Source organism: Ruegeria sp. CH10 (assembly GCF_056537125.1).
Genome location: NZ_JBQFQY010000006.1, coordinates 74,272 through 101,124 on the forward strand (window position 1 = coordinate 74,272; position 26,853 = coordinate 101,124).

At 61.7% G+C, this 26,853-nt stretch carries 30 protein-coding genes; 21 read left to right on the forward strand and 9 right to left on the reverse strand.

The window, feature by feature from the left end; translation table 11 throughout:
- Nucleotides 1-38: 38 nt before the first annotated feature.
- On the reverse strand, nt 39-728 hold the full coding sequence (locus ACRZ94_RS16800) for a scavenger receptor class F, member 2 (RefSeq protein WP_480797881.1): 690 nt from the start codon (nt 726-728) through the stop codon (nt 39-41).
- 46 nt (nt 729-774) lie between these two features.
- Between ACRZ94_RS16800 and ACRZ94_RS16805 the strand changes: the two genes are divergently transcribed.
- The 6 genes from ACRZ94_RS16805 to ACRZ94_RS16830 all read left to right on the forward strand — a co-directional run bounded on the left by ACRZ94_RS16805 (nt 775) and on the right by ACRZ94_RS16830 (nt 8,271).
- Nucleotides 775-1,539: a uracil-DNA glycosylase gene (locus ACRZ94_RS16805; protein WP_480797882.1), complete on the forward strand. Its 765-nt coding sequence runs from the start codon at nt 775-777 to the stop codon at nt 1,537-1,539.
- Nucleotides 1,539-2,138 carry a metallophosphoesterase family protein gene (locus ACRZ94_RS16810; RefSeq protein WP_480655570.1) on the forward strand — a complete coding sequence of 200 codons (600 nt, stop codon included), beginning with the start codon at nt 1,539-1,541 and terminating at the stop codon, nt 2,136-2,138. The genes ACRZ94_RS16805 and ACRZ94_RS16810 overlap by 1 nt, the downstream gene beginning before the upstream one ends.
- Complete coding sequence (locus tag ACRZ94_RS16815; protein ID WP_480655568.1) at nt 2,135-2,755, forward strand: LysE family translocator; 621 nt, start codon at nt 2,135-2,137, stop codon at nt 2,753-2,755. Before ACRZ94_RS16810 ends, ACRZ94_RS16815 begins: the two co-directional genes overlap by 4 nt.
- Before the next feature lie 6 nt (nt 2,756-2,761).
- Nucleotides 2,762-3,304 carry a molybdenum cofactor biosynthesis protein B gene (gene moaB / locus ACRZ94_RS16820; RefSeq protein ID WP_480797883.1) on the forward strand — a complete coding sequence of 181 codons (543 nt, stop codon included), beginning with the start codon at nt 2,762-2,764 and terminating at the stop codon, nt 3,302-3,304.
- A 106-nt stretch (nt 3,305-3,410) separates the two neighbouring features.
- Nucleotides 3,411-4,865, forward strand: a complete 1,455-nt coding sequence (locus ACRZ94_RS16825; protein WP_480655564.1) for an efflux RND transporter periplasmic adaptor subunit — start codon at nt 3,411-3,413, stop codon at nt 4,863-4,865.
- Between the two features lie 4 nt (nt 4,866-4,869).
- A complete protein-coding gene (locus ACRZ94_RS16830) occupies nt 4,870-8,271 on the forward strand; it encodes an efflux RND transporter permease subunit (protein WP_480797884.1) in 3,402 nt (1,133 codons plus the stop codon).
- Here the strand turns inward: ACRZ94_RS16830 and ACRZ94_RS16835 are convergent.
- A complete protein-coding gene (locus ACRZ94_RS16835; protein ID WP_480797885.1) occupies nt 8,268-8,687 on the reverse strand; it encodes an NUDIX hydrolase in 420 nt (139 codons plus the stop codon). The two genes, ACRZ94_RS16830 and ACRZ94_RS16835, sit on opposite strands and share 4 nt — an antisense overlap.
- Nucleotides 8,688-8,690: 3 nt before the next feature.
- On the reverse strand, nt 8,691-9,503 hold the full coding sequence (locus tag ACRZ94_RS16840; RefSeq protein ID WP_480797886.1) for a protein-disulfide reductase DsbD domain-containing protein: 813 nt from the start codon (nt 9,501-9,503) through the stop codon (nt 8,691-8,693).
- 145 nt (nt 9,504-9,648) lie between these two features.
- On the opposite strand from ACRZ94_RS16840, the gene ACRZ94_RS16845 reads away from it, so the two are divergent.
- Entirely contained in the window at nt 9,649-10,203 is a 555-nt protein-coding gene (locus ACRZ94_RS16845; RefSeq protein WP_480797887.1) for a YqgE/AlgH family protein, read from the forward strand.
- Here ACRZ94_RS16845 and ACRZ94_RS16850 read toward each other — a convergent pair whose 3' ends face one another.
- A complete protein-coding gene (locus tag ACRZ94_RS16850; RefSeq protein ID WP_480797888.1) occupies nt 10,204-11,154 on the reverse strand; it encodes an L-threonylcarbamoyladenylate synthase in 951 nt (316 codons plus the stop codon).
- A 138-nt stretch (nt 11,155-11,292) separates the two neighbouring features.
- Here ACRZ94_RS16850 and ACRZ94_RS16855 point away from each other — a divergent pair, with 138 nt between their 5' ends.
- The 7 genes from ACRZ94_RS16855 to ACRZ94_RS16885 all read left to right on the forward strand — a co-directional run bounded on the left by ACRZ94_RS16855 (nt 11,293) and on the right by ACRZ94_RS16885 (nt 17,801).
- Entirely contained in the window at nt 11,293-12,996 is a 1,704-nt protein-coding gene (locus ACRZ94_RS16855) for an acyl-CoA dehydrogenase family protein (RefSeq protein ID WP_480797889.1), read from the forward strand.
- Complete coding sequence (locus ACRZ94_RS16860) at nt 12,996-14,042, forward strand: MBL fold metallo-hydrolase (protein WP_480797955.1); 1,047 nt, start codon at nt 12,996-12,998, stop codon at nt 14,040-14,042. Before ACRZ94_RS16855 ends, ACRZ94_RS16860 begins: the two co-directional genes overlap by 1 nt.
- Nucleotides 14,043-14,046: 4 nt before the next feature.
- A complete protein-coding gene (locus ACRZ94_RS16865; protein ID WP_480797890.1) occupies nt 14,047-14,499 on the forward strand; it encodes a DUF6173 family protein in 453 nt (150 codons plus the stop codon).
- 64 nt (nt 14,500-14,563) lie between these two features.
- Nucleotides 14,564-16,402, forward strand: coding sequence for a glycerophosphodiester phosphodiesterase family protein (locus tag ACRZ94_RS16870; RefSeq protein WP_480655546.1), 1,839 nt, complete (start codon nt 14,564-14,566; stop codon nt 16,400-16,402).
- Nucleotides 16,389-16,949 carry a hypothetical protein gene (locus ACRZ94_RS16875; protein WP_480655544.1) on the forward strand — a complete coding sequence of 187 codons (561 nt, stop codon included), beginning with the start codon at nt 16,389-16,391 and terminating at the stop codon, nt 16,947-16,949. Before ACRZ94_RS16870 ends, ACRZ94_RS16875 begins: the two co-directional genes overlap by 14 nt.
- Before the next feature lie 66 nt (nt 16,950-17,015).
- Nucleotides 17,016-17,150 carry an aa3-type cytochrome c oxidase subunit IV gene (locus ACRZ94_RS16880; RefSeq protein ID WP_480655542.1) on the forward strand — a complete coding sequence of 45 codons (135 nt, stop codon included), beginning with the start codon at nt 17,016-17,018 and terminating at the stop codon, nt 17,148-17,150.
- Nucleotides 17,151-17,168: 18 nt separating this feature from the next.
- Nucleotides 17,169-17,801, forward strand: a complete 633-nt coding sequence (locus ACRZ94_RS16885; RefSeq protein ID WP_480655541.1) for a hypothetical protein — start codon at nt 17,169-17,171, stop codon at nt 17,799-17,801.
- On the opposite strand, the gene ACRZ94_RS16890 is transcribed toward ACRZ94_RS16885, so the two are convergent.
- Both ACRZ94_RS16890 and ACRZ94_RS16895 read right to left on the reverse strand, forming a co-directional pair.
- On the reverse strand, nt 17,790-18,122 hold the full coding sequence (locus ACRZ94_RS16890; protein WP_480655539.1) for an AzlD domain-containing protein: 333 nt from the start codon (nt 18,120-18,122) through the stop codon (nt 17,790-17,792). The genes ACRZ94_RS16885 and ACRZ94_RS16890 overlap by 12 nt on opposite strands.
- The gene (locus ACRZ94_RS16895; protein ID WP_480655537.1) at nt 18,119-18,829 is read right to left on the reverse strand and encodes an AzlC family ABC transporter permease; all 711 of its coding nucleotides are present in this window, start codon (nt 18,827-18,829) and stop codon (nt 18,119-18,121) included. Before ACRZ94_RS16895 ends, ACRZ94_RS16890 begins: the two co-directional genes overlap by 4 nt.
- Here ACRZ94_RS16895 and ACRZ94_RS16900 point away from each other — a divergent pair.
- The 5 genes from ACRZ94_RS16900 to ACRZ94_RS16920 are packed head-to-tail and all read left to right on the forward strand — an operon-like array spanning nt 18,828 to nt 22,513.
- On the forward strand, nt 18,828-19,766 hold the full coding sequence (locus ACRZ94_RS16900; RefSeq protein ID WP_480655535.1) for a formate dehydrogenase accessory sulfurtransferase FdhD: 939 nt from the start codon (nt 18,828-18,830) through the stop codon (nt 19,764-19,766). The two genes, ACRZ94_RS16895 and ACRZ94_RS16900, sit on opposite strands and share 2 nt — an antisense overlap.
- Nucleotides 19,763-20,122: a hypothetical protein gene (locus ACRZ94_RS16905; RefSeq protein ID WP_480655534.1), complete on the forward strand. Its 360-nt coding sequence runs from the start codon at nt 19,763-19,765 to the stop codon at nt 20,120-20,122. Before ACRZ94_RS16900 ends, ACRZ94_RS16905 begins: the two co-directional genes overlap by 4 nt.
- The gene (gene mobA / locus ACRZ94_RS16910) at nt 20,119-20,763 is read left to right on the forward strand and encodes a molybdenum cofactor guanylyltransferase MobA (protein ID WP_480655533.1); all 645 of its coding nucleotides are present in this window, start codon (nt 20,119-20,121) and stop codon (nt 20,761-20,763) included. Before ACRZ94_RS16905 ends, mobA begins: the two co-directional genes overlap by 4 nt.
- Nucleotides 20,760-21,251: a molybdopterin-guanine dinucleotide biosynthesis protein B gene (gene mobB, locus ACRZ94_RS16915; protein WP_480655531.1), complete on the forward strand. Its 492-nt coding sequence runs from the start codon at nt 20,760-20,762 to the stop codon at nt 21,249-21,251. Before mobA ends, mobB begins: the two co-directional genes overlap by 4 nt.
- Nucleotides 21,248-22,513, forward strand: coding sequence for a molybdopterin-binding protein (locus ACRZ94_RS16920; RefSeq protein WP_480655529.1), 1,266 nt, complete (start codon nt 21,248-21,250; stop codon nt 22,511-22,513). Before mobB ends, ACRZ94_RS16920 begins: the two co-directional genes overlap by 4 nt.
- A 4-nt stretch (nt 22,514-22,517) precedes the next feature.
- On the opposite strand, the gene ACRZ94_RS16925 is transcribed toward ACRZ94_RS16920, so the two are convergent.
- The 3 genes from ACRZ94_RS16925 to ACRZ94_RS16935 all read right to left on the reverse strand — a co-directional run bounded on the left by ACRZ94_RS16925 (nt 22,518) and on the right by ACRZ94_RS16935 (nt 24,515).
- On the reverse strand, nt 22,518-23,510 hold the full coding sequence (locus ACRZ94_RS16925) for a hypothetical protein (protein ID WP_480655527.1): 993 nt from the start codon (nt 23,508-23,510) through the stop codon (nt 22,518-22,520).
- 13 nt (nt 23,511-23,523) lie between these two features.
- Complete coding sequence (gene greA, locus ACRZ94_RS16930; RefSeq protein WP_480655526.1) at nt 23,524-23,994, reverse strand: transcription elongation factor GreA; 471 nt, start codon at nt 23,992-23,994, stop codon at nt 23,524-23,526.
- A gap of 140 nt (nt 23,995-24,134) precedes the next feature.
- A complete protein-coding gene (locus tag ACRZ94_RS16935; protein WP_480655524.1) occupies nt 24,135-24,515 on the reverse strand; it encodes a VOC family protein in 381 nt (126 codons plus the stop codon).
- 89 nt (nt 24,516-24,604) lie between these two features.
- Between ACRZ94_RS16935 and soxR the strand changes: the two genes are divergently transcribed.
- On the forward strand, nt 24,605-25,072 hold the full coding sequence (gene soxR, locus ACRZ94_RS16940; RefSeq protein WP_480655522.1) for a redox-sensitive transcriptional activator SoxR: 468 nt from the start codon (nt 24,605-24,607) through the stop codon (nt 25,070-25,072).
- Nucleotides 25,073-25,197: 125 nt separating this feature from the next.
- Nucleotides 25,198-26,844 carry an electron transfer flavoprotein-ubiquinone oxidoreductase gene (locus ACRZ94_RS16945; protein ID WP_480655520.1) on the forward strand — a complete coding sequence of 549 codons (1,647 nt, stop codon included), beginning with the start codon at nt 25,198-25,200 and terminating at the stop codon, nt 26,842-26,844.
- Nucleotides 26,845-26,853 lie beyond the last annotated feature (9 nt).

A 26,853-nucleotide genomic window follows, 5' to 3' on the forward strand; every position in this document is an offset into this window, starting at 1 on the left:
TCGAGCCGCTTATAAGAAGCCGCGCGGGCCAAGGCAACCTAAGGATCAGACCCTTCGGGCAGTTTCTCGCACCCGCCATCGGGCAGGCACTGTTCACCGGGTTTGCACCACCTGGCATTGCCGCAATCGACCGCTTTGACCGGCACGCATCCCTGATTGGCCGAGCATTTGAACCCCTGGCGGCATTGCGAGCCGGTTTCCTCGCATAAAAACCAGCCGGGGCGCGTGCATCCGCCGCCCGGCAAGCAGGCGGTGCCCGTGGCGCAGGTGCTGCCGTCGTCACATCTGGCGCTGGGCTTGGGCAGTGTGAACTTGAGCGAGATCGCCTCGCACTCGCCGCGCCCATTGCACGAGGTGCCGCTTGGGCAATCCAGGCTTGTGCGGCATTTGTTTTCGCCCTTGGGGGCGCATCGGCGGCTGCCGATGCAGCGTTCGAACGGGCCGCAGGACAGACCGCCACCGCAATAGGTGCCGCCCAGGGGGATACAGTGGTTGTCAAAGCTGCATCGCTGCCCGGCCGAGCAGCACCGGTTGCCACATTTTGACTGCCCGCCGCGACATTGGGGGGTTCGGTCTTGTATTCCGCCCCGATTGTGCAGCCCTTCGCGGGTGTTGATCTGCGCAAAGACGGGGCCGCTGAATGTGATCAGCAGGGCAATGGTCAAAAGGAATCGCAACACAACAGCCATGAATGCGCCAATGGTCGGTGCGACGGGACGCCCGATCAAGGGCAATTCGCTTTCCCTCGGTCAAAAGCTGGTTAGATTGAGGTCTATGGAATCGGCATTGGACTATCACACCGCGCGGGCGCTGCTGGATTGGCAGATCGAACTGGGCGCAACGGATGCAATCGGGGATGCCCCGGTGGATCGCTATGCGCTGCCGGACACTGCGCCCAAGGCCAAGAAACCGACCGCTGTGGCCGCCGCCCCGGAAAAGCCCAAGCAGGTAGACCCGGTTCAGGTGGCCAAAGCCGCAGCACAGGGGGCCGCGTCACTGGATCAGTTGCGCGCGGCGATGGATGCGTATGAGCATTGCGAGCTGAAACGTGGTGCGCGGCAATTGGTGTTTGCCGACGGCACACCGGGCGCACGGGTGATGATCATCGGCGAAGCGCCGGGGCGCGAGGAAGACCGCGCGGGCAAGCCTTTTGTGGGCCGCGCGGGGCAGTTGCTGGACCGGATGTTGGCGGCGATTGATCTGGATCGCGGCCAGAACGTCTATATCACCAATGTGCTGCCATGGCGGCCGCCGCAGAACCGCGACCCTAAACCCGAAGAAATCGGGATGATGAAGCCTTTCCTTGAACGGCACGTTGCCTTGGCAAAACCGGATGTATTGGTGGTCATGGGCAATATCAGCTGTCAGGCGGTGCTGGGCAAATGCGGCATCACCCGGCTGCGGGGACAATGGGATCAGGCGCTGGAGCTGCCGGTGATCCCGATGTTCCACCCGGCCTATCTGCTGCGCCAGCCGCAGGCCAAGCGCCACGCCTGGGCGGATCTGTTAGAGCTGAAAGTCCGGCTAGGGGGCAAGTGATGCGCATTCTGGCCTTTTCCGATCTGCACATGGCGCGCAACCGGGCGGCTGACATTGTGGCCGCCAGCGCCGGGGCCGATCTGGTGATCGGAGCCGGTGATTTCTGCAACATGCGGCAAGGTCTGGATGAGGCGATGCAGATGCTTTCGGGCATCTCGGCCCCGTTTGTGATGGTGCCCGGAAACGCCGAAAGCGCGCAAGAACTGACGGATGCCGCGCCCGAAGGCTGGCATGTGCTGCATGGCAGCGGGATGACGCTGGACGGTCTGCGCCTGTTCGGGCTGGGCTACGGCGTGCCGGTCACACCCTTTGGCGACTGGTCCTGCGATCTGACCGAGGCCGAGGCGGCAGAATTGCTGGATCGCTGCGACGCTGCGGACGTGCTGATCACCCATTCTCCGCCCAAAGGATTTGGCGATGTCACCTCGGGCGGGGTGTCCGTGGGATCGACCTCTGTGCGCAATGCCGTGGAGCGGCTGCAACCGAACATCGTGTTCTGCGGCCATATCCATGACAGCTGGGGCTATCGCGGCGCTGTCGGGCAGACACAGGTTGCCAATCTGGGCCCAACGGTAAATTGGTTCGAGGTGGGCCAATGATTGAAACAGTGACCCTGCTGGCCTTCATCCCCGCCGCTATGGCGCTGAACTTCACCCCCGGCGCGGATATGATGTTCTGTTTCGGTCAGGGTTTGCGATCAGGGTCCAGACCGGCGCTGGCCGCCAGTGCCGGTGTATCGGCGGGGCTGATGGTGCATGTTTTACTGGCAGGGCTGGGTCTTGGCGCGGCGGTGAACAGCCTGCCATGGGTGTTCGATGTCATCCGCTGGCTGGGTGTGGCCTATCTGCTGTATCTGGCCTGGGGGGCGATCCGGAACGGGGCGGTGTCAGCCGATGCCCCCGCGAAACCCACAACGCATGCCTTTCGGGATGGGATGGTGGTGAATCTGACCAACCCCAAGGTGATCCTGTTCGTTCTGGCCTTTATCCCGCAATTCGTGGACCCGAATTCGGGTCCGATCCTGCCGCAATTCCTGATCTTTGGCGTGATCATCGCGCTGGGCGGGTTTGCGGTGAACGGCTTGGTGGGTGTTTTTGCCGGCGGCGCGGGCAAGGTTCTGATCTCGAACCCGCGCGCCTCTCGTATCATGGGTTGGGTGACGGGGGGCATTTTTGCCGCCCTTGCCATCCGGCTTGCCATTTTGGAAAGGGCCTGACGCCACATGTCACGCATTGATGAAAGCATGGAATTCATCCCGGTTCGGATCGCTGTTCTGACCGTCTCGGACACACGTTCGTTGGAAGATGACCGCTCAGGCCAGACATTGGTCGACCGGATCGCACGCGCGGGGCACAGCCTGGCGGATCGCAAGATCATCCGCGATGAACGCGGCGAGATCGCGGCACAGTTGCGCCTGTGGGTCGGAGACCCCGAGATTGACGTCGTGATCTCAACCGGGGGCACCGGCCTGACCGGGCGTGACGTCACCGTCGAGGCGCACCGGGACGTCTATGAAAAGGAGATCGAGGCATTCGGCACGGTCTTCACCCTGATTTCAATGGAAAAGATCGGCACGTCCGCCGTGCAGTCGCGCGCCACAGGCGGGGTGGCGCAGGGCACCTATCTGTTCGCGCTGCCGGGCAGTCCGGGTGCGTGCAAAGATGCCTGGGACGGGATTCTTGAAAAACAATTCGATTACCGCCACCGGCCCTGCAATTTTGTGGAAATAATGCCCCGATTGGACGAACACCTGCGACGGAAGTAAGCTGTTCGCACGTATAACATCGGATAACCGCTTTGTGGCTTGGCATATTTCGCGGCACGGCTACCTTTTATGTTAGGCAGCGCGCAGCAACCGGGGTGAATAAGGAATGCGATTTCTAAGGCAAAGCCTTGTTGGTGTTTTTCTGGCGTTTCTGACGCTGGCTTTGCTGTTTGTGGCCGCGCAGCTGATCACCGGCGCGGTGCAAGAGGCGCTGACCCGAGACAACGCACCGCCTCAGTCCCGTGAGCGCGTCTTTGCCGTCAGTGTCCGCCCGGCCGAGCTTGAGACTGTAACCCCCCTGCTTGAGGCGTTTGGTGAGGTTCAAAGCCGCCGCCGTCTTGAACTGCGCGCCGCCCTTGGTGGGCGTGTGACCGCGCTGTCCGAGGATTTCGAAGACGGGGGTGCGGTGACGGCGGGCGAAGTGCTTGTTGAACTGGACCCTGCAGACGCGCAATCGGCGCTGGATCGGGCAAAGTCCGACCTGTTGGATGCCCAGTTTGAGGAACGGGATGCGGAACGGTCTCTGCTGCTGGCGCAGGATGAGTTGAATTCGGCCGAGGCGCAGGCCGCTTTGCAGGGCCGGGCCATGCAGCGGCAGAAAGACCTGCAAAGCCGCGGCGTGGGAACCCCCGCTGCGGTTGAGGCCGCCGAGCTGGCCGAGGCCGTTGCGCAGCAATCGGTGCTGGCGCGCCGCATCGCGCTGGCGCAGGCTGAATCGCGAGTCGATCAGGCAACCACCTTGCTGGCCCGCGCCCGCATCGCGCTGGAGGCCGCCGAGCGGGATTTGAATGACATGACCATCCGGGCGCGCTTTGGCGGTACGCTGACAGATGTGACGCTGGTCGAAGGGCGCTTGGTGGCCGCGAACGAAAAGCTGGCCGAACTGGTCGACCCCACTGCGCTTGAAGTGGCGTTCCGTGTCTCGACTGCGCAGTTTGTGCGCCTTTTGGATGCCGAGGGCGCGTTGATCAACGCGCCTGTCACTGTCTCGCTTGAGGTTACTGGTACCGATCTGACCGCCACGGGCCGTATCAGTCGCGACAGCGGGTCCGCGGGTGAGGGTCAGACAGGTCGGCTGGTCTATGCCCGCCTGGATGACGCTCCGGGGTTCAAACCCGGTGATTTCGTGACAGTCACGGTTGAAGAGCAGCCGCTGGAAAACGTGGTGCGGCTGCCGTCTTCGGTGCTGGATGCGGCGGGCTCGGTTCTGGTGCTGGGCCCAGATGACAGGCTTGAGACCTTGCCGGTACAACTGATCCGCCGCCAGGGTGATGAGGTGTTGCTGCGCGGGCAGGGTCTGGTCGGGCGCGAGGTTGTGATTGGTCGCACGCCCTTGTTGGGTGGCGGTGTCCGGGTGCGCCCCCTGCGGGAAGAAGACCAGGCCGATATCGATCCCGGCATGGTCGAACTGTCTGACGAACAGCGCGCTGAACTGGTGGCGCAGGTGGAATCCAGCAACCAGATGACCAACGAGGCCAAGGCCAGCGCGCTGAGCCAGCTGAAAGCGGCCCAAGTGCCCGCCGATTTGGTGCGCCGCATCGAGACGCGGGCGGGGGGCTAGCGCCATGATGCGCGAAATCCCCGGTGCGGCGGGCGGCATCCTGAGCTATTTCACCCGTCACCGGACAGTGGCCAACCTGTTGTTGTTGGTAATGCTGGTTCTGGGGGCCGCCGCGATCCCCAACATGCGGGCACAGTTCTTTCCGGACGTGATCCTTGAACGTGTCGACGTCAATGTCGAGTGGGAAGGGGCCGGTCCGGAAGATGTGGACAATGGCATCGTTCAACTGCTGGAGCCTGTCCTGCTTGCGGTTGAAGGGGTGACCAGCACAACCTCGACCTCGCGCGAGGGGCAGGCCAGTATCCGGTTGGAGTTTGAGGCCAACTGGGACATGTCGCGCGCCGTGGATGAGGTGCGCACCGCCGTCGACAGTGTGACCAACCTGCCTGTGGATGCCGAAGAACCCTCGATCCGCAGGGGGGCGTGGCGGGATCGGGTGACGGATCTGGTCATCACCGGCCCGGTTGATCCCGATCAGCTGGCAAAATTCACCGATGAGCTGATCAACCGTCTGTTTGCCGTTGGTGTGACCCGCACCACGATCCGGGGCCTTGCCGCGCCGCGCGTGGTGGTCGAGGTGCCAACAGCGCAACTGATCGCCAATGATATCGCCCTGTCCGAGATCGCTCAGGCCATTGCAGCCGAAGCTGTGGCCAGCCCGGCTGGGGATGTAACTGGCGCAAATGCCCGTATCCGTACCGGCGCGGAAAAGCGCACCCCGGAAGAGATCGAAGGGATCGCGCTGCGCAACTTTGCCGATGGCTCGAAACTGTATGTGGGCGATGTGGCCTCAATTCGGGTTGAGGGCGTTGACCGGGATCGCAGCTATTTTGTGGGTGATAACCCGGCTATGTCGGTGCGTGTGGACCGATCCAATCTAGGCGATGCCATCAAGATTCAGCACACGGTCGAAGATGTGGTGGCCGAGATGCAGGCCAGCCTGCCCGAAGGCGTCACGGTCGAGCTGATCCGCACCCGCGCGCAGGCCATCACCGATCGTCTGGATATTCTGGTCGATAACGGGCTGATGGGTCTGGGCCTTGTGGTCTGTCTGCTGTTTCTGTTCCTGAATGCGCGGATCGCCTTTTGGGTGGCTGCGGGTATTCCGGTGGCGATGGCTGCGTCGATTGCCTTCATGTATATTGGCGGGATTTCACTCAATATGATCTCGCTGTTTGGTTTGATCATCACGTTGGGGATCGTGGTGGATGACGCCATCGTCGTGGGGGAACATGCCGATTTCCGCGCGCGGCGGCTGGGCGAAGCCCCGGTAGTGGCCGCAGAAAGCGCGGCCCGGCGGATGGCCATGCCGGTCTTTGCCGCGACTCTGACTACGGTCATTGCTTTCTTTGGTCTTACGGCCATTGGCGGCCGGTTCGGTGAGTTGATCAACGACCTTCCCTATACCGTGATCGCGGTGCTGATCGCCTCGCTGATCGAATGCTTTCTGATCCTGCCCAATCATATGGCCCATGCCATCGCGCATTCGGCCAAGGAACACTGGTACGACTGGCCCAACCGGGTGGTCAATCGCGGCTTTCGCTGGGTGCGCGATCACCTGTTCCGCCCATTGATCGCCTGGGTCGTCTGGGCGCGCTATGTGGTTGTTGCGGTCATGGTGGTGATCCTGGCCAGCCAGCTGGCCCTGTTCATCAAGGGCGACGTGAACTGGCGGTTCTTCAACGCGCCCGAGCGTGGTTCGGTCACCGGCAATTTCATCATGGCCGAAGGGGCCACCCGCGAAGATACGCTTGAGATGATGCACAGCATCCAGCGCGCCACCGAAGAGCTGGGCCAGATTTACGAAGAACGCCACGGGCGCAACCCGATTGACTATGTTCTGGCCGAGGTTGGCGGTAATGCCGGCTTCTTCAATCTGACCGCTGCAGACGGCAAGGATCAGGACCTGCTGGGCGGAATTTCCATCGAGTTGATCGACGCTGATCTGCGTCCCTATTCCAGCTTTGAATTTGTTGGCGAGCTGCAGGATTTCGTGCCCCGCCACCCCAAGGTTGAATTGCTGACATTCCGCGGCTGGCGTTCGGGTCCCGGTGGCGATGCGATCGATGTGCAGTTCTACGGGGCCGATGTGAACACGCTCAAGACTGCGTCCGAGGATTTGCAGGCCGAACTGTCGAAATACCCCGAGGTTTCGGCGCTTGAGGACAATCTGGCCTACGACAAAGAAGACTTCATTCTGGACCTGACTGCCAAGGGGCAGGCGTTGGGCTTTCGTATCGAAACGCTGGGGCGTGTCTTGCGTGACCGGTTGAACGGGATTGAGGCTGCAACCTTCCCGGACGGTCCGCGCAGCGCCGAGATCCGCGTGGAACTGCCCGAGGGCGAATTGACCGCCGATTTCCTGGAACGTACCCTGATGCGCACCCCAGACGGGGTCTATGTTCCGCTGGCCGATATCGTTTCGGTCGAGCGTAAGTCGGGCTTTTCGACGGTACGGCGCGAAAACGGTCTGCGGGTGATTTCGGTGCTTGGCGATATCTCAGAAGATGATCCTACCCGCGCGACCGAGATCGGACGCGCCCTGAACGAAGAAATCCTGCCGAATATTGCGGCCAAGCATCAGGTCGAATGGCGCATGGCGGGGCTCAGCGAGCAAGAGGATGAGTTCCTGACCGAGGCCCGGACCGGCCTGATCCTCTGCCTGACCGGTATCTATCTTGTGCTGGCCTGGGTTTTTGCCAGCTGGACACGGCCTGTGGTGGTGATGGCGATCATTCCCTTTGGTCTGGTGGGCGCGATCTGGGGGCATTACATCTGGGATGTCCCGCTGAGTATGTTCACGGTCATAGGTCTGTTGGGAATGACCGGGATCATCATCAATGACTCGATCGTTCTGGTGACAACTATTGATGCTTATCAGCAAGATCGGGGATTGGTGCCATCGATTGTCGAGGGCACGGCGGATCGCTTGCGGCCCGTGATGTTGACGACGCTGACCACCGTTCTGGGGCTGACCCCATTGCTATACGAGGGGTCGCAACAGGCGCAGTTCCTGAAACCCACTGTGATCACGCTGGTCTACGGGCTGGGCTTTGGCATGTTGCTTGTCTTGCTGCTGGTGCCTGCACTTCTGGCCATTCTCAACGACCTGTCGCGCCCGATGACGGCTATGCGGCGGGCCTTGCGTGCCCCGGATCGCGTGGTGCAGGGCGCGGTGACAGTCACAGGGCTGGCGCTGTTGCTATGGTTCGGGGTGACAATGGTCTGGCCCCTGATGTCCGGTACGCCGATCAGCCTGTTGTCGGGGCTCTATGGCGGGGACGAGGGCGCGGCGGCTCTGTATATGGGATTGGGCGCCTTTGTTGCGGGTGCCGTTCCGATCCTTGTGCTGAGTGTCGTGCTGTCCAGCCTTCTATACGCCAAGGTGCGGTCCCGCGTGGCCTAAAGCGCGCGCAGGGCGGTTTCCAGCAGGTTGGGGACCCGATCGCTCATGGGCAGGTCGCCCTGTTGTATCTGGGTGATTGGAAACCAGCGGGCGTCCAGCGCGTCATCCCCTGCCTGTGGAGAGCCTGAGCGATACCGGCATGCCACCCCGACCAGCAGATAGTGTGACTGCACATTCCCTTGCGTGTCGTGGCGCAGCAAGTCCAGATTGTCGAGATAGCGCTCAGGCTCCGCGATGACCGAGGTTTCCTCGTGCAATTCCCGCTGTGCCGCCTGCAGGACAGTTTCACCCCATTCCACATGGCCGCCGGGAAAGCCCCAAAGGCCCGCGTCGGGTTGCTTGCTGCGCTGGACCAACAGAACGTGGCCATCATGTATGACAACGGCCAATGCACCGATCTTGGGTGTTCTGTCCATGGATCAGCCCGCGCTACACCCCAGAATGTCAACGGCGTGGCTGCTGCCGAGAACGGTGATCCGGATCTCGGACCGGTTCAGGGCCAGCGGGCCACCCGCGGCGCTGATCACCTCAGACGTGGCAACCAGCGTATCGCCTTGGCGGGTGGTTTCGGGTTGCGAGGCCCACAGCGTCGGGTTGCCCGGTTCGATCACGGCAATCTCTTGCCCTCCGGCCGAAGGCATGGTGACGCGCGCTTCGATCTGCATGCCATCCGAGGTGGGCGTCAGTTGGCAGCTTGCGGCGGTCACACGCGCCTCTTTTGCGGAATAGGGACGCTGTGCCAATGCAGCGGCAATGGTCGGGTTGCGCGCGGCGTCGGCGTCCAGACGGTGGTCGAAATTCAGCCGTTCTGGGATGCAGACGTCCTTGCAGACGCCCAGATCCATATCGCCGCGCAGGGTGACCGGTTTGGCCGGATCGCGGGGCGTAATCTCAACCGGCAGAACCAGTTGATCCTCGTAACCGATGGATTGCAGGCCGTTCTGAAGGAAAATCTCGGGCGCGGGCCAGGTGATCGACACATCGCCCACATTGTCGGATTTGTTCCAGTCGAACTGCGGCGGGATACCGGCATCGCCCGGCGCGCGCCAATAGGTTTTCCAACCGTCTTTCATCGTCAGCTTCAGCGCCCCCAGATAGGTTCCCTTGGCGGTTTGCCCACCATCCAGAATATCCAGCTGAACGACACCTTCCAGACCCTGTGCCTGTACGGGGGCAGTCAGGGCCAGACAGGCGGTCAGGGTGATCGCGGTCGATGTCAGAAAACGCTTCATACCCCATAAATGCGCGGTCCGGGCGACGAATCCAAGTCACGTTCCGGTCACTTGGATGAAATCTGCGGAAATATGCGGTGATCCCTTGCCAATACCCGCGCCTCAAGGTCATTGTTGAATGGCACGCAGCAAGAGATAACGCCCCATGGATCTGACCGGAAAACTGTTGATTGCGATGCCCGGCATGGGCGATCCGCGCTTCGACCATTCGGTTGTCTTCATGTGCAGCCATGGAGACGACGGGGCGATGGGGTTGATTGTCAACAAGCCCTCGGACCTGCGGATCAAAACTCTGCTGAGCCAACTGAACATCGCCTGTCGCATCCCCGTGGTGGGTGAGCGGTTGGTGCATTTCGGCGGCCCGGTCGAGATGTCGCGCGGCTTTGTCCTGCACAGCGCGGATTACGACGCCAACCTGCATTCGATGAAAATCTCGGATGATTTCAGCATGACCGCGACGATGGACGTGCTTGAGGATCTGGCCTCGGGGCGGGGGCCGTTGAATTCGACGCTCACGCTGGGCTATTCCGGCTGGGGGCCGGGCCAGTTGGAGGATGAGATCGCCATGAATGGTTGGCTCACCACCGATGCGACTCCGAATCTGGTGTTTGATGTGCCGGATGATGAGAAATGGGAAGGCGCGCTGGCCACGCTGGGCGTGGACCCACTGACCCTGTCCGCCAGCGCCGGGCGCGCCTGATCAGCTGTCGCGCGGGGCTGCGGCGCGGCGCAAACGGTCATTGATGGCCGCGCCAAGCCCTTCTTCCGGGATCGGTGACACAGCAATCGGTCGGCCTGTTTCGTTCAATTTGTGCAGGGCAGAAAAAAGGTTGGCTGCCGCTTCGGTCAGGTTGGCGGTTTGCGACAGGTTCAGATCGCAGTCCACGGGGCCGAACCCCAGCAGAACCTCGTCGCCCTCTGGGGTGCTGGCATTCAGCCGCACCGGCGCGTCCGGGGCGTAGTGCGATTGCAGCTGGCCGGGTGCGGTCAGCAGGTCTGTGGCCTGATGCAGGTGCAATTGCGTGTTCAGAACCGCTTCGATCTGATCCAGGGGAACGCCGCCGGGGCGCAGCAGGCTGGGGTCTCCGGCCAGTCCGACAATGGTGGATTCCAGACCGACCCCGCAGGGACCATCATCCAGAATCGCCGCAATACGCCCGTTCAGGCCCGCGCGCACATGGGCGGCGGTTGTGGGGCTGATCTGACCCGACGGGTTGGCCGAGGGCGCGGCAACCGGCCCGTCAAATTCCGCCAGCAACGCCCGCGCCGTGCCATGGGCGGGCACGCGCACCGCCAGCGTGTCCAGCCCTGCGGTGACCAGCGGTGAAATCCCGTGCCCCTCGCGCAGCGGCAGAACCATGGTCAGCGGGCCGGGCCAGAAGGCGGCGGCCAGCGCCTCGGCCCGGTCGGACCATTCGACGAAACGCTGCGCGGCCTCAACCGATGCCACATGTGCGATCAGCGGGTTGAAACTGGGCCGCCCCTTGGCCGCATAGATGCTGGCCACGGCCTCGCCGTTGCGGGCGTCTCCGCCCAGCCCATAGACGGTTTCGGTGGCAAAGGCGACCAACAGCCCCTGCCGCAGCAGGTCTGCCGCCTGTGCAATTCCGCCGGGATCGGCGGGCAATTCCATCGTGCCGTTGGGGATCATAGCTGGTGACGCCGCGTTTTGATTGCTTGTAGCATATGGCTGGTTAGGTAATCGAAGGGATCAAGACTGCATAAAGGTGGGCATTGCAATTTCCAACCCCACCCGCGAAAAACCGAACAGACAGCTCCGGGGGACCGCATGCCATACCGCGCGCCAATTGCCGATTATGACCTTTTATTCCGTCACGTTGTCGGGTTCGACCAGATTGCCGCCACCGACAAGTTCAGCGAAGCCAGCGAAGACGTCGTCACCGCGATCCTGACCGAGGCCGGCAAGATGTGCGAAGAGGTGATGGCCCCGCTGCAACGCCCCGGCGATCTGGAACCCGCGCGGCTTAAGAACGGCGTGCTGCGGACCTCGCCCGGCTATGCCGACGGCTGGAAGGCGATCGCCGAAGGCGGCTGGATCGGGATGAGTGGTGACCCCGAATATGGCGGCATGGGCCTGCCGATGACCCTGACCACGGCCGTGAATGAAATGATGTCGGCCGCCTGCCTGTCGCTGCAACTGGCCCCGCTGATGACGCAGGGCCAGATTGAAGCGTTGGAGCATCACGCCAGTGATGAGCTCAAGGCGCTCTACCTGCCCAAGATGATGTCGGGCGAATGGGCGGGCACCATGAACCTGACCGAGGCGCAGGCCGGGTCGGATGTGGGTGCGCTGACCTCAAAAGCCGAGGCCAATGGGGATGGCACCTATTCGGTGACGGGGCAGAAGATTTACATTTCGTGGGGCGATAACGACTTTACCGGCAATGTCTGTCATCTGGTGCTGGCGCGTTTGCCGGATGGGGTGCCCGGAACCAAGGGGATTTCGCTGTTTCTGGTGCCGAAATTCCTGCCCGATGAAAACGGCAATCCCGGCGTGGCGAATGATCTGAAGGTGGTCTCGGTCGAACATAAGATGGGTCTGCACGGCTCACCCACTTGTGTCATGCAATATGACGGGGCCAGGGGCTGGCTTGTGGGCAAGGAACATGGCGGAATGGCCGCGATGTTCACCATGATGAACAACGCCCGTCTGGGTGTGGGCGGACAGGGCGTGGGTGCCGCCGAAGGGGCCTATCAGCACGCGCTGGCCTATGCGCTAGAGCGCAAACAGGGCAAGACGCCCTCGGGCACCATCATCGACCATGCCGATGTGCGTCGGATGTTGATGACCATGCGCGCCGATACCTTTGCCGCGCGCGCTATCATGCTGGCCAATGCCGCCGCTATCGACATGGGCCATGCCACGGGTGACCCCGACTGGGTCGCGCGCGCCGCGCTTCTGACCCCGATCTGCAAGGCGTTCGGAACCGAGACCGGGATGCGGGTCTCAGAGACCGGCGTGCAGGTACATGGCGGCATGGGCTTTATCGAAGAAACCGGAGCTGCCCAGTATTACCGCGACGTCCGCGTGACCGCGATTTATGAGGGCACGAACGGCATTCAGGCCATGGACCTTGTGGCCCGCAAGATGATGGATGGCGGCGAAGCAGCTGGCCGCCTGCTGGATGAGATCGAAGATCACGCCGAACAGGCCCGCGCCACTATGCCTGATCTGGCTGGTCCCGTGTGGGAAGCGACCGAAAGCCTGCGCGAGACCACAGAATGGATCGTGGCGCAGTCGGACATGAACACCCGTTTTGCCGGGGCCGTGCCCTATCTGCATGCCTTCGCCCGCGTTCTGGGTGCGCATTATCACCTTAAGGCGGCGTTGGCCGATCCCGGCGGCGCGCGCTTTAAACTGGCGCGCTACTACATCAACGCATTGCTGCCGGAATTTGCCGGGTTGCTGGCGCAGGCGCAGAACGGGGCGGATGACCTCTTTGCCCTCAGCGCCGACGACCTGGCCGTATGATGGACGGAGAAAGCCCCTTGACGATCCGCCACCCCTGGCCCGAGCCCCCGGCATCGGGCGAAGCCATTGAGGTCGCCGAGGGCGTGTTGTGGATGCGCCTGCCGCTGCCCATGGCGCTGGATCATGTGAATATCTATGCGCTGGACGACGGCGACGGCTGGACGGTGATCGATACGGGCTTGTCGTCGAATAAGACGCGCCGCATCTGGGGCGATCTGATGGCGGGCCCGCTGGGTGGCAAGCCGGTGAACCGCGTGGTGGTGACGCATCATCACCCCGATCACGTGGGCAATGCCGGGTGGTTTCAGTCCGAACACGGCGCCGAATTGATAAGCACACGTACCTCCTGGTTGTTTGCGCGCATGCTGCAACTGGATGTGCAGGAAAGCTGGCCGCAGGAAACGCTGGACTATTACCGCAGCGCCGGGATGGATGCAGATTTTCTGGACAGGCGTATGAAGGAACGTCCCTTCAACTATTGCGACACCGTTTATCCGATGCCCCTGGGCTTTACCCGGATCAAGCAGGGCAGCGTCATCCGCATGGGTGGGCGCGACTGGGACGTGCATATCGGCAACGGCCACGCCCCCGAACATGCCACATTCTGGAGCCGCGACGACAATCTGGTGATCACCGGCGACCAGATCCTCAGCTCGATCAGCCCCAATCTGGGCGTCTATGTCACGGAACCCATGGCCGATCCGGTCGCCGAATGGCTTGAAGCGTGCGAGCGGCTGCAAACGCTGGCCCGTCCCGATCATGTGGCGCTGGGCGGTCACAAGCTGCCCTTTACCGGCCTGCCGGTTCGCATGAAGCAGTTGATCGACAATCACCACAGCGCGCTGGAACGCCTGACCGCCTATCTGGACACGCCCAAAACCGCTGCCGACTGTTTCCCGGTCTTGTATAAACGCCAGATTGGCGAGGGCGAATACGGGCTGGCTCTGGTCGAAGCGGTTGCACATCTGAACCATCTTTACCACATTGGGGCTGTGACCCGGACGCGCCGCGCGGACCGGGCGTGGGAGTTTCAGCGCAAAGGGTAAAGCCATGCAGGACCAGATCGAAACCTCGGCCGAGGCCGCAGAAGCCGCCGCCTTGCCCCGGTGTTACGAGGTGCATGCCAACCCCGAGGCTGCATCGGGCAACAAAGACCTGCCCGCGCCGCTGCAAAAACCGGTTGCAACCAAAAGCGCGGCCCAATGGGCGTATGAACGGTTGATCCTTTACATCCAGAATTTTGAGAAAACGCTGGACGGCGATCATGAGGTCGCGATGGGCTTCACCGGCGGCGACGCTGGTGTCATGCGGATCGAAGGTATGGGCTATTTCGATCCCGATATCATCACCTTTTATGGCGCGGACGGGACAGGCGCGCGCACCCAGTTGGTGCAACATGTCAGCCAGTTGAACGTGATGCTGCGCGCCCTGCCCAAATCGGTCGAGGACAAACCCGCCAACCGCATCGGGTTCAGACTGGCCAGGGATCTGGAAGAAGGCTGATTCCCTGACTTGCAATTCACATCTGCGCAGCCTTGAATAAGCGCATTATTCAAGGAGGGGCCGTGTGTCCGATTTTTCAGCCGTAACAAAAGCCTACAAGAGCGCCTGGGCGCGCAAACGTGTGTTTTTGCCGATCTACATCGCTGTGCGCCTGCTGCTGGTGGCATTGATTGCTCCGGGTGTGGCCATCACCGTGAATCTGGCGGTGTCGCTGTCCAACCAGACGGCGCTAACCGATCAGGCGATTGCAAGTTTTGTCCTGTCGCCCGTGGGCTTTGTTGCGGCGGTGGTTGTGCTCAGCCTGTTTCTGCTGGCCGAAGTGTTCGTCTTTTCGGTCATGGCCGGATCGCTACGCATGGGTGAAAGCGATCCATGGCGCGCGGGCAGCTCTGCCATCGGGTTGATCCTGTCGCGTCTGCCGTCGCTATTTGGCTTTGCCGTGCGCTTTGTCCTGCGGGTCTTGGTGCTGATCTTGCCCTTTGCCGCAGTTTCAGCCCTGATCGCGTGGTGGACGCTGACCGAGTATGACATCAACTATTACCTGACTTTCCACCCGCCGTCCTTTTGGATAGCGGTGGGTCTGATCGGGGCGGTTGTGCTGGTCATGGCCTGGGTGCTGATCCGCCGCCTGTCGGCCTGGGCCTTATCTCTGCATCTGGTGTTGTTCGAAGGCGTTCACCCTGCCCACGCGTTCAACATCAGCGCCAACCGGATGGAGGGTAAACGCGGTCGGCTCAAGATCGAGCTGGCGATCTGGCTGGTTCTGCGCCTGATCATTGCGGGTCTGATCGCCTGGGTCGCGGGGCTGTTGTTTGCCGTCGTCCCGCTGCAGGGGACTGATCACCTGCGTCTGGCGCTGATCTACAGCTTGGTGGTGGCTGGTCTGTGGTCGCTAGCCGGGCTGGTACTGGCGGCGACGGCGCTGGGCGCTTTGGCGGTGCTGTTGGACGGTTTTTTTGAGATCAAGACTGCAGAGCCCCCGCATCCCGAACCCGGCGGGTTGCGTATGATCCTGCGTTTTGCGCTTGGCGGGGCGGTGGTGGCCGTTCTGGCGGGGATGTGGTTCGGCCAGCATCTGCTGGAGCGCATTCAGGCCCCTGACCGGGCCGAGGTGATCGGCCACCGCGGGGCCGCGGCGCTGCGCCCGGAAAACACCATGGCCTCGGTCCTCAAAGCGATCGAGGACGGCGCGGATTGGGTTGAGATCGACGTACAGGAATCAGCGGATGACGTGGTGATCGTCGCCCATGACAGTGACTTCATGAAACTCGCCGGTGTGAACCTCAAGGTCTGGGATGCCACGATGGAGGATATCGACCAGATCGATATCGGCAGCTGGTTCGGCCCCGAATATGCGGATCAGCGCACTCCCACTCTGCGCGACGTTCTGGCTGCGGCCAAGGACAAGTCCAAGGTGATCATTGAGCTGAAGTACTACGGCCATGACGTCGATCTGGAAAACCGCGTGGCGGCGATTGTCGAGGAATTCGGGATGCAGGAAGACATCGCCACCATGTCGCTAAAGTACCCGGCGGTGCAAAAGATGAAAAAGCTGCGACCGGATTGGCGGGCCGGGGTTCTGGCCGCAACAGCGGTGGGCGATCTGACCGGGCTTGAGGGCGATTTCATCGCCGTCAACGCCGCGATGGCGACGCCGGGTCTGGTGCGCTCGGTCCAGGCGGCGGGCAAGGATATCTATGTCTGGACGGTGAATGACCCACTACAGATGTCGGCCATGGCCTCGATGGGGGTGGACGGTCTGATCACCGACCGCCCTGCGATGGCTAACGAAGTGCTGCGGGTGCGGGCGGAAATGGGTCCGGGCGAACGGTTGCTGCTGTGGCTGGCGACAACCTTTGGCATGTCCGCCGATCCTGAGGCCATGCGCGATGACAGCCCGTAAGCTTGCGGCGCTGATTGCGCTGATCGTCACCCCTGCAGCGGCGCAGGACTTTGTGCGCGGCATCGAACTGCCCGCCCACCGTGCGTTGATGGCGCAGCGGGGCGAGGCTGCGCCTGTTCCGTTTGAAACCGATGGTTGCTCGGGTGGCCTGTCGACCAGCTGGCGGTGGGTGGCTGAGACCTTTCCCAAGTTCCGCGCGCTTTATGAGGAACACCCGCCGTGGGAATATTGCTGCGTGACCCATGATCGGGCGTATCACAACGCGGGCGGGGCCACGCAGGCCGAGCAAAGTTTTGACGCGCGCCTTGCGGCCGATGACACGCTGCGCGCCTGCGTCAAACAGCACGGAGAAGCCAATGCCGAAGACTATGCCATCCGCTATGACATGACCCCGGACCAGATTCGCACCGCCCATACCGTCACGGCCGAGGCGATGTATGCGGCGGTCAGATTGGGCGGTGGGCCCTGTTCCGGCCTGCCGTGGCGCTGGGGGTTTGGCTATCCGGGTTGCTCTGTGTTTCTGCCATCGACCCCTGCGCCCGAATGACGTGGTGACAGGCCCTGTTTTTTCTATTATCCAACAGTGCAAACACGCGAATTGGGAATCTTTCAGATGGCTGAACACAAGCACGGCGATATGGACATCACCGTTCAGGAAAAAACCTTTAACGGCTTTATCAAGGCCACCACATGGTGCGTTGTTGCCATCGCCTTCCTGTGCCTGTTCCTGGCGGTCTTCGCCTCTTAAAACCAAACGGGGTCGACCGTGATCAGGATTTTGCTTGCCTGCCTGTTGGCGGCGACCGTAGCAGGCTGTGCAGGTTCACAGCGCCCCCAGGCCGATCAGTCCGAGATTGTGGCAGGGTCCTATCGTGACCCTGGGCCTTCGACCCTGACGCTTTATACCATGATCAGCACCCGGACCGGCTCGGGTGCGCACACTTCGCTGATGATCAGCGGCAGTGAGCGGGTGATCTTTGACCCCGCAGGCTCGTTCCGGGCCGATGTGGTTCCGATCAAGGATGACGTGCTGTACGGCATCACCCCAAACGTGGAACGCGCCTATCGCAGCAGTCACGCGCGCGAGACGCATTTTGCCCGTATCCAGACCATCGAGGTCACGCCGCAGCAGGCCGAGATTGCCTTGCAACTGGCCAAGCAATCGGGGCCGGTGGCTGGGGCATTCTGCGCCAACTCAACCTCTCAGCTGTTGCAACAGGTGCCGGGGTTCGAAGGAATCAGCACCACGTTCTACCCGGTCAAGCTGTCGGATCAATTCGGTCAGATAGCGGGCGTTGTCACCACCGAATACCGTGAAAGTGACGATGCCGATCTGCAAAAAGGTCTGGCCGCGAACAACGCCCTGCTGAACCAGCAGGACGCTGCCCTAGCCCAATAGGTAAAGCAACACGTAGAGCGTGCCGGCCCCCGAAAAGATGGCCGCCAGCACGTTCTTGGTGACCACGCCAACACCCAGTGCGACAGCTGCCGCTGCCATGCGGGACACATCCGGTTGCCCGCCTGTCGCGGTGGGCCACACGACCAAAGGCGCGATCAGGGCCGGGATGATGGCCGCCGCGGTATAGCGCAGATGGCGCAGCAGCCACGGTGGCATAGGGCGGTCTCCGACCAGCCCGATAAAGGCAAAGCGCAGGGCAAAGCTGCCAATGGCCAGCCCGACGATAACGATCCACATGGTGACCGGGTCGACCTGGGTCATGTCTTTCTCCGCTCCAGCATCACCTCGGTTTGCGCGCCTGCGATCATGCCCGCAGCGCCCGCGATCAACAGACCCAGATTGTACGGAACCGACACGCACAAAAGGGCCACGACGATGGCCACAAAGGCCGCAACCACATGGGCCGCGGTGCGCATCATCGGTCCGATCATGGCCAGAAAGGTGATCGGCAGCGCGAAATCCAGCGCCCAGCTTTCAGGAATGCGGGCCCCAAGCAGGGCCCCTAGATAAGACGCCAAAATCCACAAGGGGCTGATCAGCGTCACGGTGCCAAAGAAATACGCCATACGCTGTGGTATGGTCATCTGCGGCTCTTTCTCGAACCGGGCGATCCCGCAGGCATAGGATTGATCTACCGTCACATAGGCCGCCAGCGCCCGCTGCCAAAGGGGCGCGGCCCCCAGATAGGGCGTCAGCGAGGCCGAATACATCGCCACCCGCAGGTTCACGGCCAATGCCGAGGCCAGCACGATGATCGTGGGCGTATTCTCTTGCATCAGTTGCAGCGCTGTAAACTGCGCGGCCCCTGCAAAAACGGTGGCAGAGAAGGCAACGGTTTGCACGATGGTCAGCCCGGCCTCGGTGGCGAAAACGCCGAACAAGGTGCCGAAGGGGATCGCCACAAAGATAAAGGGCGCCCCGTCGCGAATACCTTTCCAGAAGTATGACTTGGATGTGGTGTCTGCCATGGCTAGATCCTATGGTGTCAGCCGCAGCAGTAGCGGTGTTACGAAAGGGTTGCAATTGGCCACGGAACTGGATCTCTCGGACTACATCATCGCCCCCGATCCCGGCGCGGCCCGCCTGACCCGCGCGGTCGAAGGTGTAGACCAGAATGGCGAGGTCAGCCATATCTCGGTTGTCGAGGAGCGCCCGCTGACGATTTTCCTCAATTCACAGGAGATCGTGACCGCCATGACCATCGGCGACTATCCCGAATATCTGGCGCTGGGATTCCTGCGCAATCAGGGGATGCTGCTGGCCGATGACGAAATCACCCGTGTCGACTATGACGATGATCTGGAAACGGTTGTTGTCCGCACGGCGCGCCAGACGTCTTACGAGGATAAGCTCAAGAAAAAGACCCGCACCAGCGGCTGCGCGGTTGGGACGGTATTCGGCGACATGATGGAAGGGCTTGAGGACGTGCGCCTTCCGCAGGTGCAAGTGCGAACCTCGTGGCTGTATGATCTGGCCGCCAAGATCAACCGCACGCCGTCTTTGTACCTTGAGGCCGGGGCAATCCACGGCACGGTGCTGTGCCGCGAAAACCGACCTTTGGTCTATATGGAGGACGTGGGCCGCCACAACGCCGTCGACAAGATCGCGGGCTGGATGCTGTCCGAGGGCGAGGCGGCAGAGGACAAGATCCTCTATACCACGGGCCGTCTGACATCCGAGATGGTGATCAAAACGGCAATGATGGGCATCCCGGTGCTGGCGTCTCGGTCCGGTTTTACGGCCTGGGGCGTCGAGATCGCGCGCGAGGTCGGCCTGACCCTGATCGGCCGCATGCGCGGGCAGCGGTTCGTGTGCCTGTCCGGTGAGGATCGCCTGCTGCGCGATATCGACCCGGCAAGCGTGGCTGTCGAGGATAAGAAACATCGTCGGAAGAGTGCGGGATGAATGACTTGGAATTCGTATTGGCACTGACGAGGCTTTTACTACCTTTTCTGTTTTTTGGTCTTGTTGGGCTCGCTTTTAGTTATCGAATGCTATGGCCACTAATGCGAAAGCTAAACCATTCGGGGTTTGATAAACGTGCCACGCGGAAACTCCTGTTTGCGGGGTGCTCCAACGGTACGCCGGAGATAGAGGCCGAAATCAAAAGATGCAGGCTTGCCTATGCTGGACTGCTTTGCTTGTTCTTGGCATTCGCAGCTTTCTATTTCGGGCTTGGTGCCGCCCTGTTATTGGGGGCGCTGGTGCTGATAAATATGCTGTTGGCGCGCCCGCTTGAAATTACTGAGGACGCCCAATGACCAAACCTCTCGGAGTGATCCTCGCCGGTGGTCTCGCCACCCGAATGGGCGGTGGCGACAAGGGGCTGCTGCAGATCGGTGGGCAGAGCCTGATGTCCCATGTCATTGACCGCCTTGCGCCTCAAGTTGACGGGCTGGCGCTGAACGCAAATGGTGATCCTGAGCGGTTTACCGATCTGAACCTGCCAATCCTGCCGGATACGATCGACGGTTTCGCTGGCCCTCTGGCCGGGGTGCTGGCGGGGCTGGACTGGGCGGCAACGCAAGGCGCGGATGCGATCGTCACTGCCGCCGCTGACACGCCCTTTTTCCCGCGTGATCTGGTGGCGCGGCTGACCGATACCGCAAAAGGGCAAACCTATCCGCTTGTGCTGGCCACCACGCCGCGCACCGGGGATGAGGCGCTGAAATCCGGCGGGGGTAAGCGGGTCAACCGGCACCCGACCTTTGGCCTCTGGCCCGTGGCGCTGCGCGATGATCTGCGCGACGCGTTGAACAACGGGTTGCGCAAGGTGGTGATCTGGACCGACCAGCATGACGGGCGCGAGGCGCTGTTCCCGGCGGACCCGTTCGATCCCTTCTTTAACGTCAATACGCCCGACGATCTGGCGCGGGCGGAACATCTGTTGGAGCAGGCATGAGGGTCTACGGCGTCACCGGCTGGAAAAACGCCGGTAAAACCGGATTGATGGAGCGTTTGGTGTCTGAGATCACCGGGCGTGGTTTCACCGTCTCCACCCTCAAACACGCGCATCACAGCGTCGACGTGGACCAACCCGGCACCGACAGTTACCGCCATCGCGCGGCAGGCGCGTCCGAGGTGCTGTTGGCCTCGGGTCAACGCATCGCGATCATGCAGGAATTGCGCGGCGCGCCCGAACCTGCGCTTGCCGATCTGCTGGCGCGACTGGCTCCGGTCGATCTGGTACTGATCGAAGGCTTCAAGCGCGACGCCCACCCCAAGGTTGAGGCGTTCCGGGCCGAGGCCAACAACCCGCTGATGGCCCCCGAAAACCCGACGATCCGCGCGGTGGCCAGTGACACGCCATTGGACGTCAACCAGCCGGTCTTCGATCTGAATGACACCAGCTCCATCGCGGATTTCATCCTGCACGAGGTGGGGCTATGACCAAACCGAACATCAAACCTCCGCCCTTGCGCAATGATTGTTTTGCCTTGCCTGCCGGGGTGAACTGGACGCCGGTGGATGAGGCTTTGGCCTTGCTGCGCGACCGTCTGACGGTGGTTGCCGCTGCGCAAGAGGTGCCTCTGGCGCAGGCGATGGGGCGAATTCTGGCCGAGGATGTCTTTGCGAAACGTTCGAACCCGCCGCAGCCAAATACGGCGGTGGATGGCTATGGCTTTGCCGGGGCTGCGCCCGAGGGGCCGCAGGTGATGCCGCTGCATCCGGGTCGTGCGGCGGCGGGCATTCCGTTCGACGGCGCGGTGCCCGCAGGCTATGCGCTGCGCGTGCTGACCGGTGCGGCTTTGCCCGCTGGCGTGGACACGGTGATATTGGAAGAAGACGTCACTGTTCAGGACAACCACATCGCCTTTCACGGACCCTTGAAACAGGGCGCAAATACCCGCAAGGCGGGTGAGGATGTGGCCGAGGGCGATCCGGTTCTGCCCGCCGGGCGCAGGATCACCCCCGCTGATCTGGCCTTGCTTTCGGCAACCGGGGTCGCCGAAATCAGCGTGCGCCAAACGCTGCGCGTGGCGGTTTTGTCTACGGGGGATGAACTGGTTGAACCCGGTGAGGTCGCAGGCCCCGGCCATATCTATGATGCCAATCGCCCGATGCTGTTGTCCTTGCTGGGGCGGATGGGGTTTCAGCCTGTCGATATGGGCCGGGTGTCCGATGATCGTGCGGCGTTACGCGATTGTTTGGACAGGGCCGCTGCGCAGGCGGATGTGATCCTGACCAGCGGCGGTGCCTCTGCTGGGGATGAGGATCATGTGTCTGCGTTGTTGCGACAGGCCGGCGCGATGCAGGAATGGCGGATTGCGCTGAAACCCGGACGGCCTTTGGCGCTGGGAATGTGGGATCAGACGCCGGTCTTTGGCCTGCCGGGCAACCCGGTGGCGGCCATGGTCTGCACGCTGATCTTCGCGCGCCCGGCCCTTGGCCTGATGGCGGGCGAAGGCTGGTCCGAGCCGCAGGGCTTTGACCTGCCCGCCGCGTTTGAAAAACGCAAGAAACCCGGCCGCCGCGAATACCTGCGCGCCCGTGTCCGCGATGGCCGGGCCGAGGTGTTCGCCTCCGAAGGGTCAGGCCGCATCAGCGGGTTGAGCTGGGCCGAAGGGCTGGTCGAGATTGCCGATGGTGCGCGCCACATCACCCCCGGCGATATGGTGCGGTTCATTCCTTACGGCAGCTTCGGACTCTAGAGGCTCAGTCGAACGTCCCGGCCACACGCCCCAGCAACATAAAGGCCCGTGCGGTGCGGGTCTCTCCCAGCGCCGATAGATCGGCATCGCTGGCCTCGGGCTCAAAACCGACAATCATATGGTCGAACCGGCGCAGGAAGTGATGGGCCGCGTCGCGAAAGATCGGGTCCTGCTTCATCCGGGCCGCCGTCAGCGCCAGAGAGGAGCGGTCGCGTATGCCCCCAAGCGCGGCCACGGAACGGCCACGCGCGCCTTGGGCAAACTGCCGCCAGATCTCGGGCCGGGCCATGTCGGGGCGCAGGTCATCCATATAGATGCCCTCTTGGCTCAGCAGGGTCAGAACGTCCTGCGAGGCTTGCACCAGCTTTGCGGTCTTGCGGTCCTTCAGTGCCAGACGCAGGGCATCGAACCCTGCGGCATCATCCTGCGTTTCAGGAAAGTTCAGTGCGCGGATGAACACATCGGTGCTGAGCGGTGGCGCAATATCTTCGGCCTGCGTTCCAAGCTCAAGCGAGGTTTGATCGCCTGTACCATTCGGCGCGGTACGAGGCGCGGGTTCTGCCCGCTTGGTGGAGAAGGTTGCCAGCGCGCTTTCGGTTTTCTTCGCACTCTGGGCGATTTCATCCAGCTTTTTGTTGACCGCCGGCTCATAGGAACTTGCGGCGCGTTGCTGTTGTATCACGTATGTCTGCCGGATTGCGTCAATCGCAGTTTGCAGCCGCTCGCTTTCCTCGCGCATCACCCGGCTGGCGCGCATCGCCGTAGCGGCAACCCAGATCATTGCTACTGGCATGAACACCGCCAGCAGCGTCACGATGAATCCGCCGCCCTGCGACTGGCCCGGCAGGACCAGAAACAGCACGGACACCACCAGCCAGATCACGCTCAGTACAATTGCCGCGATCTCGATCTCGGTCAGGGATGGCCGCGAGGGTTTGTCATATATGCCCAGCGAGGTCGGCCGTTCGGTCTCCTGCTCGGGCGTTGGCTGTGACATGGGAACGCTCCGGTCAGGCGTACTCGATACTCAGAACTTCGTAAGACCGCACGCCGCCGGGGGTGCGAACTTCGACACTGTCGCCTTCGTCCTTGCCGATCAGGGCACGGGCCATAGGGGATTTGACGTTCAGCAGGCCGTTTTCGATATTGGCCTCATATTCACCCACGATCTGCCAGGTCTTTTCCTCGTCGGTGTCCTCATCGACCAGCGTGACCTTGGCGCCGAACTTGATCGCACCGGACAGCTTGGCCGGGTCGATCACGTCGGCCAGCGACAGGATGCCTTCCAACTCCTTGATGCGGCCTTCGATAAAGCCCTGTTTTTCACGGGCCGAGTGATATTCGGCGTTTTCCTTCAGATCCCCCAGTTCACGGGCCGAGGCGATGGCCTCGATGATCGCCGGGCGTTCGACGGATTTCAGGTTTTTCAGCTCGGCCTCGAGCGCGGCATTGCCCGCAGGCGTCATTGGAATCTTTTCCATGGTCTTGTCGTCCACGCATAAAGTGATGCGCCCCGCCGCATGGAACCAGCGTCGGGGCGATTTGATGGGTTGGCAAATACCTGACCCAAACAAGGCACGAAATGCAAGAGGGCTTGGCCGCATAGCGGGCGGATTACAGCCTAGGCGTAGCTAATCACCTCGAATTCGATGTCATTGTCATCATTGAAATAGAACCGGCGGCCGGGCTCGTAATCGGCGTGGGATTTGGGGGTGAACCCCGCATCGATCACTTTTTGCTCGGTCGCGTCGATGTCGTCGACCAACACACCCACATGGTTCAGCCCGCCCAAGATGTCATAGCTGCTTTCGCCTGACGGCTTCGGATCGCTGGGCGCATAAAGGGCCAGATAGGTATGGGCGCTGCCCACATGCACGGTATAGCCGCCCGCAATGGCCGGGCCTTCCCAGCGGGTTTTCCAGCCAAACACCTTTTGCATCCACGCCGCCGAGGCCTGCGGGTCGCGCACGGTGAAGTTGGTATGTTCAAGCGTTGCCATCATCGGGATCTCCTTTGTGATTTGAGGCTTGTCCCGACTCACCGTAATTTCTAAACTTAACTTGAGGTCAAGGTATTTTTAATGAGGTCCAGATGGCAATCTCCGAAGGGTTGGCAATTGGCGCGCTGGCGCGGCGCACCGGGTTGGCGGTGTCCGCCATCCGCTATTACGAGGCACAGGGTCTGATCACGCCATGGCGCAACGCGGGCGGGCAGCGGCGGTATCAGCGCGCCGACATACGCCGGCTGAGCTTTGTCATGATCGCCCAGCAATTCGGCCTGTCGCTGCCCGAGATTCGCGAGGTGCTCTCAGGGCTGCCCGGAAACCGCACGCCAACGCCTAAGGACTGGCAGAAGATCAGCGTTGGTCTGCGCGCCCGCCTGGATCAGCGAATCGCCACCCTGACGCGGCTGCGCGACAATCTGGATGGCTGCATTGGCTGTGGCTGTCTGAGCCTGCCAAAATGCGCCCTTTACAACCCCGATGACCGCGCCAAATCCTATGGTAGCGGCCCCAGATACCTGATGGGCGACGCGCCAGAGGACAGAAGTGTCGAATAGCGTCCTTGTTACGCCGTGTTTCGATTGACCTATGTCTTTCCAAACATGTAATCACCCGTGAAACAATATTGCGCCGACCACGCAGTGAAAGCGCCAATTCGGAAAAGTTAGCTAAGGAGCCCGCGATGGCCGAGATTGAACGCGAAGCGATGGAGTACGACGTTGTGATCGTAGGTGCAGGCCCTGCTGGCCTGTCTGCGGCCATTCGTCTGAAACAGCTGGATGCCGACCTGAATGTTGTGGTTCTGGAAAAGGGCTCGGAAGTGGGTGCGCATATCCTGTCGGGCGCGGTGCTGGACCCGTGCGGGCTGGATGCGCTGATCCCGGACTGGAAGGAAAAAGGTGCGCCGCTGAATGTGCCGGTGCACGAAGACAATTTCTATATGCTGGGCGAAGCCGGTAAAATCCGCATCCCCAACGCCCCGATGCCGCCGCTGATGAACAACCACGGCAATTACATCGTCTCGATGGGCAATGTCTGCCGTTGGATGGCCGAACAGGCCGAGGAACTGGGCGTGGAAATCTTCCCCGGCATGGCGTGTTCCGAGCTTGTCTACGGCGAGAATGGCGAAGTCAAAGGCGTGGTCGCCGGTGTGTTTGGGCTGGAAGCGGACGGTTCTTACGGCCCCAACACCGAACCGGGGATGGAGCTGCACGGCAAATATGTCTTCCTGTCGGAAGGTGTGCGTGGATCTCTGTCCAAAGAAGTGATCGCCAAATACGACCTGTCTGCGGGCAAAGAGCCGCAGAAATACGGCGTCGGCATGAAAGAGATCTGGGAGATCGACCCGGCCAAGCACAAAGAAGGCTCTGTCACGCATACCATGGGCTGGCCTCTGGGCAGCAACGCGGGCGGCGGGTCGTTTATCTATCACCTAGAAAACAATCAGGTTTATGTCGGTTTCGTGGTGCACCTGAACTACAAGAACCCGCACCTGTATCCCTACATGGAATTCCAACGCTTCAAGCACCATCCGATGGTGGCCGAACTGCTGAAAGGCGGCAAGCGTGTGGCCTATGGCGCGCGCGCGATCACCGAGGGCGGTTATCAGTCGATGCCCAAGCTGGTCGCGCCGGGCGTGGCGCTGCTGGGCTGTTCGGCGGGCATGGTCAATGTGCCGCGCATCAAGGGCAACCACAACGCGATGCTGTCGGGCAAAGCCGCAGCCGAGGCCGCCTTTGACGCGATCAAGGCCGACCGGTCCGGTGATGAACTGTCTGACTACGAGACCGAAGTGCGCAACGGGCCCATCGGCAGCGACCTGAAAAAGGTGCGCAACGTCAAGCCGATCTGGTCGAAATGGGGCCTGACCGCATCTTTGATGCTGGGTGGTCTGGACATGTGGACCAACACGCTGGGCTTTTCGCTGCTCGGTACGGTGGGCCACGGCAAGAACGATGCGCAATCGACCGAAGAGGCCAGCAAGCACAAGCCGATCGACTATCCCAAGCCCGATGGCGTGCTGTCCTTTGACCGTCTGACCAACGTGTCCTTTGCGATGACCAATCACGAGGAAAGCCAGCCCTGCCATCTGCGGCTGACCGACCCCGAAGTGCCGGTCAAAGTGAACTTGCCCAAATTCGACGAACCGGCACAGCGCTATTGCCCCGCCGGTGTGTATGAAATGGTTCAGGATGAAGACGGCCCGCGGTTCGTGATCAACTTCCAGAACTGCGTCCATTGCAAGACCTGTGACATCAAGGACCCCAGCCAGAACATCACCTGGACCACGCCGCAGGGTGGGGATGGACCGAATTATCCCAACATGTAAGCAAAAAAC